Genomic DNA, 11862 nt, shown 5'->3' with positions numbered 1-11862 from the left:
GACCCCCGCTCCGCACGCGCCGCCATCCCTCACCCGCCCTCCATTCGCCGGACGGTCCACGTGATCACCCTCTCCCTCGCCGAGATCGCCACCATCGTCGGCGGGCAGTCGCACGACATACCCGATCCGACCGCCCACGTCACCGGCCCCGTCGTCATCGACTCCCGCCAGGTCGCGGACGGCAGCCTCTTCGCCGCCTTCGCCGGCGAGAACGTCGACGGCCACGACTACGCCCGCCGGGCCGTCGAGGCGGGCGCCACCGCCGTGCTGGCCACCCGGCCCGTCGGGGTCCCCGCCATCGTCGTCGAGGACGTCGTGCAGGCCCTCGGCGCCCTCGCACGCGCCGTCGTGGAGCGCACCGGCGCCACGACCGTCGCGCTCACCGGATCGTCGGGCAAGACCAGCACCAAGGACCTCATCGCCCAACTCCTGCGGCTCCAGGGCCCCACCGTCTGGCCCGACGGGAATCTCAACAACGAGATCGGGCTCCCGCTCACCGCGCTGCGCGCCGCCGAGGACACCCGCTTCCTCGTCCTGGAGATGGGGGCGCGCTACATCGGTGACATCCGCTATCTCACCGGTCTCGTCCCCCCGAGGATCGGCCTCGTGCTGAACGTCGGCACCGCCCACATCGGCGAGTTCGGCGGACGCGAGCAGATCGCCCAGGCCAAGGGCGAGATGGTCGAGTCCCTGCCGTCCGCCGAGGACGGCGGCGTCGCGGTCCTGAACGCCGACGACCCCCTCGTACGCGCCATGGCATCCCGCACCAAGGCGCGCGTCGTGCTGTTCGGAGAGTCCGACGAAGCAGACGTACGGGCAGAGAACGTGCACATCGACGGACTCGGCAGACCCTCCTTCCGCCTTCGAACACCCACCGGGTGCAGCGAGCTGACGCTGCGGCTGTACGGTGAGCACCACGTGTCGAACGCGCTCGCCGCGACCGCCGTCGCCCATGAGTTGGGCATGTCCGTCGACGAGATCGCCCTGGCGCTCTCCGAGGCGGAGACCCTCTCCCGCTGGCGTATGGAGGTCACCGAGCGCGCGGACGGCGTGACGATCGTCAACGACGCCTACAACGCGAACCCCGATTCCATGAGGGCAGCGCTCCGCGCGCTGGTCGCCATGGGCGGTGCCGCCAGGGAAACCGGCGGACGCACGTGGGCGGTGCTCGGCCCGATGGCCGAACTCGGTGACGAGGCGCTCGCCGAGCACGACGCGGTCGGACGGCTCGCCGTCCGGCTCAACGTCAGCAAGCTCGTCGCAGTCGGGGGCAGGGAAGCGTCCTGGCTGCAACTGGGCGCCTACAACGAGGGTTCGTGGGGTGAGGAGTCGGTGCACGTGTCCGACGCGCAGGCGGCGGTCGATCTGTTGCGCAGTGAACTGCGTTCGGGAGACGTCGTGCTGGTGAAGGCTTCCAGGTCGGCCGGACTGGAGCGGGTCGCCCAGGCACTGCTCGAGAACGCAGTCGAGGGTGAGGTCTCCGGCCGATGAGGCAGATCCTCTTCGCGGGAGCCATCGGGCTCTTCCTGACCCTGATCGGTACGCCGCTGCTGATCAAGCTGCTGGCCCGCAAGGGTTACGGCCAGTTCATCCGGGACGACGGCCCGCGCAGCCACGGCAGCAAGCAGGGCACGCCCACGATGGGCGGCATCGCCTTCATCCTGGCCACGCTGATCGCCTACGCCCTGGCGAAGGTGATCACCGGAGAGGACCCCACCTTCTCCGGTGTGCTCGTCCTGTTCCTGATGGCGGGAATGGGCCTCGTCGGCTTCCTGGACGACTACATCAAGATCGTCAAGCAGCGTTCGCTGGGCCTGCGGGCCAAGGCGAAGATGGCCGGACAGCTGATCGTCGGCATCACCTTCGCGGTGCTCTCGCTCCAGTTCGCCGACCTCCGCGGCAACACCCCGGCCTCCACCAAGCTCTCCTTCGTCACGGACTTCGGCTGGTCCATCGGACCGGTGCTGTTCGTGGTCTGGGCGCTGTTCATGATTCTCGCGATGTCCAACGGCGTGAACCTGACGGACGGTCTGGACGGCCTGGCCACCGGCGCCTCGGTGATGGTCTTCGGCGCCTACACGTTCATCGGCCTCTGGCAGTTCCAGGAGTCCTGCGCCAACGCGCTGACCCTCACCAACCCCGCGGCCTGTTTCGAGGTACGAGATCCGCTCGACCTCGCCGTCGTCGCCTCCGCCCTCATGGGCTCCTGCTTCGGCTTCCTGTGGTGGAACACCTCACCCGCCAAGATCTTCATGGGCGACACCGGCTCGCTGGCGCTCGGCGGCGCCCTCGCCGGCCTCGCCATCTGCTCCCGCACCGAACTCCTGATCGCCCTGCTCGGCGGCCTCTTCGCCCTCATCACCATGTCCGTGGTGATCCAGGTCGGTTCGTTCCGGCTCACCGGCAAGCGCGTCTTCCGGATGGCCCCGCTCCAGCACCACTTCGAACTCAAGGGGTGGTCCGAAGTCCTTGTCGTGGTCCGCTTCTGGATCATCCAGGGCATGTGCGTGATCGTCGGCCTCGGACTCTTCTACGCGGGCTGGGCGGCCGACAAGTGAGCGGCCGTCAGCCGGCCGACGCCGCCGGGCTCCGCGCCCGGTGGCAGGGCAGGCGGGTCACCGTCGCCGGTCTCGGAGTCTCCGGGATCCCGGCGGCCCGCACCCTGCGGGACCTGGGCGCCGACGTCACGGTCGTCAACGACGGCGACGACGAGCGCGCCCGTACTCAGGCCGCCGAACTGGCCGGGACGGGCGTCACCGTACGGCTCGGCGACGGCGCGACCCTCCCCGAGGGAACCGAACTCGTCGTCACCGCGCCCGGCTGGCAGCCCGACAAGCCCCTCTTCCTGGCCGCCGCCGAAGCGGGCGTACCGGTCTGGGGAGACGTCGAACTCGCCTGGCAGCTCAGGGGCCCCGGCGCCGCGCCCTGGCTGGCGGTCACCGGCACCAACGGCAAGACCACGACCGTCCGGATGCTCGCCGCGATCCTCCGGGCGGCGGGCCTGCGTACCGAGGCCGTCGGCAACATCGGCGTCTCGCTGCTCGACGCGGTCCTGCCCGGCGACGACGGCCGCGAGAAGTACGACGTCCTCGCCGTCGAACTCTCCAGCTACCAGCTCCACTGGGCCCCCAGCGTGCGCGCCCACTCCGGAGCCGTCCTCAACATCGCGCCCGACCACCTCGACTGGCACGGCTCCATGGAGGCGTACACCGCCGCCAAGGGCCGGGTCTACGAGGGCAACACCGTCGCCTGCGTCTACAACGCCGCCGACAAGGTGACCGAGGACCTCGTGCGCGCGGCCGACGTCGAGGAGGGCTGCCGCGCGATCGGCTTCACCCTCGGCACCCCGGGACCCTCCCAACTCGGCGTCGTGGAGGGCCTCCTGGTCGACCGGGCCTTCGTCGAGAACCGGAGCGAGCAGGCCCAGGAGCTGGCCGAGGTCGCGGACGTCAGCCCGCCGGCCCCGCACAACATCGCCAACGCCCTCGCGGCGGCGGCCCTCGCCCGCGCCTACGGAGTCGCACCCGCCGCCGTACGCGACGGACTGCGCGCCTTCCGCCCCGACCCGCACCGCATCGAGCATGTAGCTGACGTCGCGGACGTCAGCTACATCGACGACTCCAAGGCCACCAACACCCATGCCGCCGAGGCGTCCCTGGCGGCCTACGACCCGATCGTCTGGATCGCCGGCGGCCTCGCCAAGGGCGCGTCCTTCGACGAACTGGTCGAGAAGTCCGCGAAGCGGCTGCGCGGCGTGGTCCTCATCGGCCGCGACCGCGCGCTGATCCGCGAAGCCCTCACGCGACACGCCCCCGAAGTCCCGGTCGTGGACCTCGAACAGACGGACACTGGTGCGATGTCCGCGGCGGTCCGGGCGGCGGCGCGCCTCGCGAAGTCCGGGGACACCGTCCTGATGGCCCCCGCCTGTGCCTCGATGGACATGTTCGTCAACTACAACAAGCGGGGCGAGGCGTTCGCGGACGCGGTCCGCGCACTCGCCGCCGAGCACGCCTGACCGATCGGCCGACAGCCCCGCGAGCGCGGGCCGCGACAGCCCCACCGGCCGGTCGCGCGCGCACGACTTGGAGGGGACAGCGAAGATGCCGGCCGACGACACCGCGGGCGACGCCCCGCGTCGCGCGCGCCCTTCGGCGGGCGAGCGGTTCCGCGCCGCCGCGCCGCCGTTCACCGCACCGTCCTTCGGACCGCCGGCCCTCGCCCTGCCGGGAGGGGCCGCGGGTGCCGTCACGGCGCCCGCGCGGGCGCCGCGGCTGCCGGGTCTCGCCCTGCGCGGCCGGGCCCCCGGAGCGGCCGTACGGCGCGCTCCCGCCGCCCGTGGCGGCTCCGGCGCCGGACTGCCCCGCCCGCCTTCGGGCAACCGCGTACGGCGGATGTACGAGCGCGCCCGCCGCGCCTGGGACCGCCCGCTCACCGCGTACTACCTGATCTTCGGCGCCGGGCTGCTGCTCACCGCGCTCGGTCTGGTGATGGTCTACAGCGCCTCGATGATCAAGGCGCTGGAGCTCTCGCTGCCCGGATCGTATTTCTTCCGCAAACAGTTCCTGGCCGCGGTCATCGGCGCCGCACTCATGCTCATCGCCTCCCGGATGCCCGGCAAACTGCACCGCGCGCTGTCCTACCCGCTGCTGGTCGGCGCCGTCTTCCTGATGGTCCTCGTGCAGGTCCCGGGGATAGGGCACGCGGTCAACGGCAACCGGAACTGGATCTATCTCGGCGGTCCCTTCCAGCTCCAGCCCAGCGAGTTCGGCAAGCTGGCCCTGATCCTGTGGGGCGCCGATCTGCTCGCCCGCAAACATGACAAGCGGCTGCTGACCCAGTGGAAACACCTGCTGGTGCCGCTCGTCCCGGTCGCCTTCATGCTGCTCGGACTGATCATGCTCGGCGGCGACATGGGCACCGCCATCATCCTCGCCGCGATCCTCTTCGGACTGCTGTGGCTGGCGGGGGCACCCACGCGGCTCTTCGGCGGCGTGCTCGCCGTCACCGTCGCCCTCGGCGTCGTCCTCATCAAGACCAGCCCCAACCGCATGTCCAGGCTCGCCTGCATCGGCGCCACGGACCCCGGCCCCGGCGACCAGTGCTGGCAGGCCGTGCACGGCATCTACGCGCTGGCCTCCGGCGGATGGTTCGGTTCCGGACTCGGCGCGAGTGTGGAAAAATGGGGCCAACTCCCAGAACCTCACACCGACTTCATCTTCGCCATCACCGGGGAGGAACTGGGGCTGGCGGGGACGCTGTCGGTACTCGCCCTGTTCGCGGCTCTAGGCTATGCGGGTATCCGCGTGGCCGGACGCACGGAGGACCCCTTCGTGAGGTACGCGGCGGGAGGCGTGACCACGTGGATCACGGCGCAGGCCGTGGTCAACGTCGGCGCGGTGCTCGGTCTGCTGCCGATCGCCGGAGTCCCGCTCCCGCTGTTCTCCTACGGAGGCTCAGCCCTGCTGCCGACCATGTTCGCTGTCGGGCTGCTGATCGCGTTCGCGCGAGAGGATCCCGCCGCGAAAGCGGCCCTGGCCATGCGAAGGCCCGGCGTGAGATGGAAGACGATGAGACGGCGCGTCAAGAAGCGTCCGTCCGGAGAGCGGTGAATTTCGGTGCATGTCGTACTCGCCGGTGGGGGGACCGCCGGCCACATCGAGCCCGCGCTCGCCCTCGCGGACGCCCTGCGGAGGCAGGACCCCACCGTGGGGATCACGGCCCTGGGCACGGAGCGCGGACTCGAGACCAGGCTGGTGCCCGAGCGGGGGTACGAGCTGGCGCTCATCCCCGCCGTCCCGCTGCCGCGCAAACCCACCCCTGAACTGATCACCGTCCCCGGCCGGCTGCGCGGCACCATCAAGGCCGCCGAGCAGATCCTGGAGCGTACGAAGGCGGACTGCGTCGTCGGCTTCGGCGGCTACGTCGCGCTGCCCGGCTATCTCGCCGCCAAGCGGCTCGGGGTGCCGATCGTCGTGCACGAGGCCAACGCCCGCCCCGGCCTCGCCAACAAGATCGGTTCGCGGTACGCGGCGGCCGTCGCCGTCTCCACCCCGGACAGCAAGCTGCGCGGCGCCCGCTACATCGGCATCCCGCTGCGCCGCACCATCGCCACCCTCGACCGGGCACGGGTGCGCCCCGAGGCGCGCGCCGCCTTCGGGCTCGACCCCAACCTGCCGACGCTGCTGGTCTCCGGCGGCTCGCAGGGCGCCCGCAGGCTCAACGAGGTGGTCCAGCAGGCCGCGCCGCTGCTCCAGCGCTCCGGGATCCAGATTCTGCACGCGGTCGGACCGAAGAATGAAATGCCGCGCGTGGACAACATGCCGGGAATGCCGCCTTATATCCCGGTACCGTATGTGGACCGGATGGATCTCGCCTACGCCGCGGCGGACATGATGCTCTGCCGCGCCGGCGCGATGACCGTCGCCGAACTCTCCGCCGTCGGGCTCCCGGCCGCCTACGTACCGCTGCCCGTCGGCAACGGCGAACAGCGGCTCAACGCCCAGCCGGTGGTGAAGGCCGGCGGCGGACTGCTGGTCGACGACGCCGAACTGACGCCCGAATGGGTCCAGGGCCATGTGCTGCCGGTGCTGTCCGACCCGCACCGGCTGTACGAGATGTCCCGCGCGGCCGCCGAGTTCGGCCGCAGGGACGCGGACGAGCTGCTCGTCGGCATGGTGTACGAGGCGGTCGCAGCGCGCCGTCAGGCATAGGAAGGCAGGGGTCAGTGGCCGGACCGACGACCGCCGAGCGAGGCGCGGCAAGTGCCGAATCGGAATCCGGCCGCGCCCGTTCGGGCCGCCCCCCGGCTCGTCGGTTCCGGCTGTCCGGACGCCGTTTTCTGCTTCTTCTCACTTCGGCGATCGCACTCGGCGCCGGTGGAATCTGGCTGCTTTACGGCTCTCCGTGGCTGCGTGTCGAGCAGGTGCGGACTTCGGGTACTCAGGCGCTGAAGCCCGCCGAGGTGGAAGCCGCGGCGGCAGTTCCGATCTCCGGTCCGCTGATTTCCGTCGACACGGATGCGATTGAGCGCCGACTTCGCCAGAAGCTGCCGCGTATCGACTCGGTGGATGTGACACGGTCATGGCCGAACGGCATCGGTCTGAAAGTGACGGAGCGAAAGCCCGCGCTGCTTATCGAAAAGGGCGCAAACTTCATCGAAGTGGACGCGAAGGGCGTACGATTCGCCACCGTCGAGAAGGCCCCGAAGGGCGTACCGCTGCTGGAATTGACGGTGGATCAGTCCCCGAGTGTGCGACGCTTCACAGCCGCTCGTCTGATGTCCGAAGCGGTACGCGTCCGGGACGAACTCCCGGCCGAAGTCGCGCGGGACACCAAGGTCATGAAGGTCCGTTCGTACGACTCCATCTCGCTGGAGTTGAGCGGCGGGCGCACGGTGATGTGGGGGAGCGGCGAGGACGGCACCGCGAAGGCGCGGGCTCTCACCGCTCTCATGAAAGCAGTTCCGAAGGCGGCGCACTTCGATGTGAGTGCGCCCACCGCCCCTTCCGTATCAGGGAGTTGACGCGTATATGTGCTGACCAGGACCCTGGTTGGTCAGTCCCGTGCGTGATCACATAGGGTGAAAAGAAAAACGGGAGGTTCGGCGTGTTCGTTGAACGTGCGCCACGTGTCGACTTAGTGTCCTGTTCGGAAGAGTCCAAGAAGCAGACACTCTGGTAACCCTAAACTTCAAGGTTAGGGTTCGGGTCGGCGTCCGGACCGTCCCATCGGCATCAGTCGTCGCCTCGCGACAACAGCGAAGCGGCGACACGTAACTCGAGGCGAGAGGCCTTCGACGTGGCAGCACCGCAGAACTACCTCGCAGTCATCAAGGTCATCGGTGTCGGCGGCGGTGGTGTCAATGCCATCAACCGAATGATCGAGGTCGGCCTCAAGGGCGTCGAGTTCATCGCGATCAACACCGACGCACAAGCCCTGTTGATGAGCGACGCCGACGTCAAACTCGACGTCGGCCGCGAACTCACCCGTGGCCTCGGCGCCGGCGCGAACCCGGCAGTCGGCCGCAAGGCGGCAGAGGACCACCGCGAGGAGATCGAAGAGGTCCTCAAGGGGGCCGACATGGTCTTCGTCACCGCCGGCGAAGGCGGTGGAACCGGCACCGGCGGCGCTCCCGTCGTCGCCAACATCGCCCGCTCGCTCGGCGCCCTCACCATCGGCGTCGTCACCCGCCCCTTCACCTTCGAGGGCCGCAGGCGCGCGAACCAGGCGGAGGACGGCATCGCCGAACTCCGCGAAGAGGTCGACACCCTCATCGTCATCCCCAACGACCGTCTGCTGTCCATCTCGGACCGTCAGGTCAGCGTCCTGGACGCCTTCAAGTCCGCGGACCAGGTCCTGCTCTCGGGTGTCCAGGGCATCACCGACCTCATCACCACGCCGGGCCTGATCAACCTCGACTTCGCCGACGTCAAGTCCGTGATGTCCGAGGCCGGATCGGCCCTCATGGGAATCGGCTCGGCGCGCGGCGACGACCGCGCGGTGGCCGCCGCGGAGATGGCGATCTCCTCGCCGCTCCTCGAAGCCTCCATCGACGGCGCGCGCGGTGTGCTGCTCTCCATCTCCGGCGGCTCCGACCTCGGTCTCTTCGAGATCAACGAGGCAGCGCAACTGGTGAGCGAGGCCGCGCACCCCGAGGCCAACATCATCTTCGGCGCCGTCATCGACGACGCCCTCGGTGACGAGGTGCGGGTCACCGTGATCGCGGCCGGCTTCGACGGCGGACAGCCGCCGACCCGCCGCGAGACCGGGCTGAGCTCGGCCAAGCGGGACGACCAGCCGTCGTACCGCGCACCGGCCCCGGAGTCCGACTCGGGCCGCCCCGCCGGCGGACTCGGTACGGTCCCCTCGCGTGACGAGGCGCCCGCCCCCGAGCCGGCCCCGGCGGTCAACGAGACGCACCTGCCGCCGGTTTCGCCGCCGCACGTCCCGCCGGCCCGTCCGTACCAGGACGCCGGGGCCGAGGAGCTGGATGTTCCGGACTTCTTGAAGTGATAGGACAGCACGACGCTTCGACCTCCACGAGCGGCGCCCATTTCGCCTTCACCGACCGGTGGGGCGGAGTGAGCGCCGCTCCGTACGAGCAGCTCAACCTCGGCGGCGCGGTCGGCGACGACCCCGCCGCCGTCCGCGCCAACCGGACCGCCGCCGCCGAGTCCCTCGGGCTCGACGCGGCGGACGTCGTCTGGATGAACCAGGTGCACGGCCGCGACGTCGCCCTCGTCGAAGAACCGTGGGGGGCGCGCGAGTCGGACGAGATCCCGGCGGTCGACGCCGTGGTCACCACGCGCCGCGGACTCGCCCTCGCCGTACTCACCGCGGACTGCGTCCCGGTCCTGCTGGCCGACCCGGTGGCGGGAGTCGCCGCCGCCGCGCACGCCGGACGTCCCGGACTGGTCGCGGGAGTCGTCCCGGCGGCCGTCGGGGCGATGGTCGCACGGGGCGCCGACCCCGCCCGGATCACCGCCCGGACCGGACCCGCTGTCTGCGGGCGCTGTTACGAGGTTCCCGAAGCCATGCGGGCCGAAGTCGCGGAAGCCGTACCGGAGTCCTGGGCCGAGACGAGTTGGGGCACCCCCGCCGTCGACGTCGTCGCCGGTGTGCACGCGCAGCTCGCCGCACTCGGGATCGGGGACCGGCACCGCTCGGAGATCTGCACCGTCGAGTCCGCCGACCACTTCTCGTACCGCCGCGACCGCACCACCGGCCGGCTCGCCGGATATGTCTGGCTGGGAGCGTCATGACGGACCGCGCGAGTGAACTCGCCGAAAATCTTCACAAGGTGGAGGCGCGCATCGCGTCCGCCTGCGCGTCCGCCGGCCGCGACCGGGACGAGGTGACCCTGATCGTGGTCACCAAGACCTACCCCGCCACCGACGTCAGGCTGCTGAGTGAACTCGGGGTGCGGCACGTCGCCGAGAACCGTGACCAGGACGCGGCGCCCAAGGCCGCCGCGTGCGCGGATCTGTCGCTGACGTGGCACTTCGTGGGTCAGTTGCAGACCAACAAAGTCCGTTCCGTGGTCGGTTACGCCGATGTCGTGCAGTCTGTCGACCGGCTCAAGCTGGTCTCGGCGCTGTCCGCCGCCGCGGTGCGCGCGGAGCGTGAGGTCGGAGCCCTCATCCAGGTCGCGCTCGACGCGGATTCGGGTGCGCGCGGCGAACGCGGCGGCGTCGCCCCGGACGGAGTCGAGGAGTTGGCGACCGCGGTGGCCGCGGCGCCGGGACTGCGGCTGGATGGTCTGATGACCGTCGCGCCCCTCGCCGGGCCTTACGCGAATCGCGAACAGGCCGCGTTCGAGCGGCTGCTGGAATTGTCATCCCTGCTGCGCGCGGACCATCCTGCTGCGAACATGGTGTCAGCAGGGATGAGTGCGGACCTCGAAGCAGCCGTGGCGGCCGGAGCGACACATGTGCGCGTCGGTACGGCGGTACTCGGAGTCCGCCCCCGGCTCGGGTAACGTCGCGAAGCAAGTCGGACCACAGCAGAAAATATGGTCATTTCCACCGAAAAGTGGATGGACCGAGTGGATCGAGGGCACTTGGTGACGAGGCCGATCCACCACAGAGCGGAGGACTCAGAGCATGGCCGGCGCGATGCGCAAGATGGCGGTCTACCTCGGCCTCGTGGAGGACGATGGGTACGACGGCCGGGGCTTCGACCCCGACGACGACTTCGAACCCGAGCCCGAACCCGAGCGTGATCACCGGCGCCACCAGCCGGTGCACCAGGTCGAACGGGACGAACCAGTACGAGCGGTACAGCCGCCTCCGCAGCGTGAACGGGAGCGTCAGCCGGTGCCGGTAGCGGCCGAAAGCGGACGTCCTGCCCGAATCGCCCCCGTGGCATCCATCACACCTGAACGCCCCAGCCTGGAGAAGAACGCACCAGTGATCATGCCCAAGGTCGTGTCCGAGCGAGAGCCGTACCGCATCACCACTTTGCACCCGCGGACCTACAACGAGGCCCGTACCATCGGGGAACACTTCCGTGAGGGCACCCCGGTGATCATGAATTTGACGGAGATGGACGACACCGATGCGAAGCGACTTGTCGACTTTGCCGCGGGACTTGTCTTCGGTCTCCATGGCAGCATTGAGCGAGTGACGCAGAAGGTGTTCCTGTTGTCGCCTGCTAACGTCGACGTCACGGCGGAGGACAAGGCCCGTATCGCAGAGGGCGGGTTCTTCAACCAGAGCTGAGACACGACAACCGGGAACGACCCGGCCGCGAGGCCGGAACCAGAGAAACCAGGGGAGAGGGAAGCGCGGGATGAGCGTTGCGCTACAGGTGGTCTACATCGCGCTGGTGTGCTTCCTCATCGTGCTGATCTTCCGGCTGGTCATGGATTATGTCTTCCAATTCGCCCGCTCATGGCAGCCCGGCAAGGCGATGGTGGTCGTTCTGGAGGCCACCTACACTGTCACCGATCCACCGCTCAAGCTTCTGCGGCGGTTCATTCCGCCGCTGCGTCTCGGGGGCGTGGCACTCGACCTGTCCTTCTTCGTTCTGATGATCATCGTGTACATCCTCATCATGGTCGTCAGTGGCCTTGCGAGGGCAATGTGAACGATACGGTCCTGCCGACTGCCGACGACTACGTAGAGGTGAAGAAGAGATGCCGTTGACCCCCGAGGACGTGCGGAACAAGCAGTTCACGACCGTCCGCCTCCGAGAAGGCTACGACGAGGACGAGGTCGATGCCTTCCTAGACGAGGTCGAGGCCGAACTGACGCGCCTGCTTCGTGAGAACGAGGACCTGCGCGCCAAGCTGGCCGCCGCGACGCGTGCCGCCGCGCAGAACCAGCAGCAACAGCAGCAAGGGATGCGCAAGCCGCCCGAGCA

The 11862-nt window shown here is 69.6% G+C and carries 12 protein-coding genes; all 12 read left to right on the top strand.

Annotated features, from left to right (window positions below):
• Nucleotides 1-60: 60 nt before the first annotated feature.
• On the top strand, nt 61-1491 hold the full coding sequence (murF, locus tag GXP76_RS29690; protein WP_242574709.1) for a UDP-N-acetylmuramoyl-tripeptide--D-alanyl-D-alanine ligase: 1431 nt from the start codon (nt 61-63) through the stop codon (nt 1489-1491).
• A complete protein-coding gene (gene mraY, locus GXP76_RS29685; RefSeq protein ID WP_242574708.1) occupies nt 1488-2558 on the top strand; it encodes a phospho-N-acetylmuramoyl-pentapeptide-transferase in 1071 nt (356 codons plus the stop codon). Before murF ends, mraY begins: the two co-directional genes overlap by 4 nt.
• Nucleotides 2555-4015: a UDP-N-acetylmuramoyl-L-alanine--D-glutamate ligase gene (gene murD / locus GXP76_RS29680; protein WP_242574707.1), complete on the top strand. Its 1461-nt coding sequence runs from the start codon at nt 2555-2557 to the stop codon at nt 4013-4015. Before mraY ends, murD begins: the two co-directional genes overlap by 4 nt.
• Nucleotides 4016-4100: 85 nt before the next feature.
• Nucleotides 4101-5609, top strand: coding sequence for a putative lipid II flippase FtsW (gene ftsW, locus GXP76_RS29675; protein ID WP_242574706.1), 1509 nt, complete (start codon nt 4101-4103; stop codon nt 5607-5609).
• Between the two features lie 6 nt (nt 5610-5615).
• Nucleotides 5616-6710, top strand: a complete 1095-nt coding sequence (murG, locus tag GXP76_RS29670) for an undecaprenyldiphospho-muramoylpentapeptide beta-N-acetylglucosaminyltransferase (protein ID WP_078077789.1) — start codon at nt 5616-5618, stop codon at nt 6708-6710.
• 14 nt (nt 6711-6724) lie between these two features.
• On the top strand, nt 6725-7522 hold the full coding sequence (locus GXP76_RS29665) for an FtsQ-type POTRA domain-containing protein (RefSeq protein ID WP_242574705.1): 798 nt from the start codon (nt 6725-6727) through the stop codon (nt 7520-7522).
• A 275-nt stretch (nt 7523-7797) separates the two neighbouring features.
• Nucleotides 7798-9012 carry a cell division protein FtsZ gene (gene ftsZ, locus GXP76_RS29660; RefSeq protein WP_242574704.1) on the top strand — a complete coding sequence of 405 codons (1215 nt, stop codon included), beginning with the start codon at nt 7798-7800 and terminating at the stop codon, nt 9010-9012.
• Nucleotides 9009-9761, top strand: a complete 753-nt coding sequence (gene pgeF, locus GXP76_RS29655) for a peptidoglycan editing factor PgeF (RefSeq protein WP_242574703.1) — start codon at nt 9009-9011, stop codon at nt 9759-9761. Before ftsZ ends, pgeF begins: the two co-directional genes overlap by 4 nt.
• On the top strand, nt 9758-10477 hold the full coding sequence (locus tag GXP76_RS29650; RefSeq protein WP_242574702.1) for a YggS family pyridoxal phosphate-dependent enzyme: 720 nt from the start codon (nt 9758-9760) through the stop codon (nt 10475-10477). Before pgeF ends, GXP76_RS29650 begins: the two co-directional genes overlap by 4 nt.
• A 124-nt stretch (nt 10478-10601) precedes the next feature.
• Nucleotides 10602-11219: a cell division protein SepF gene (locus GXP76_RS29645; RefSeq protein WP_242574701.1), complete on the top strand. Its 618-nt coding sequence runs from the start codon at nt 10602-10604 to the stop codon at nt 11217-11219.
• Between the two features lie 70 nt (nt 11220-11289).
• Nucleotides 11290-11586, top strand: coding sequence for a YggT family protein (locus GXP76_RS29640; protein WP_242574700.1), 297 nt, complete (start codon nt 11290-11292; stop codon nt 11584-11586).
• A 49-nt stretch (nt 11587-11635) separates the two neighbouring features.
• Nucleotides 11636-11862: DivIVA domain-containing protein (locus tag GXP76_RS29635; RefSeq protein ID WP_242574699.1), on the top strand; the 227-nt coding region annotated here is incomplete at its 3' end.

This window comes from Streptomyces sp. NP-1717, from assembly GCF_022695985.1.
Classification (GTDB): Bacteria; Actinomycetota; Actinomycetes; order Streptomycetales; family Streptomycetaceae; genus Streptomyces.
The sequence above is the reverse complement of the archived record's forward strand: the minus strand, read 5'-3'. Positions and strand labels throughout refer to the sequence as shown.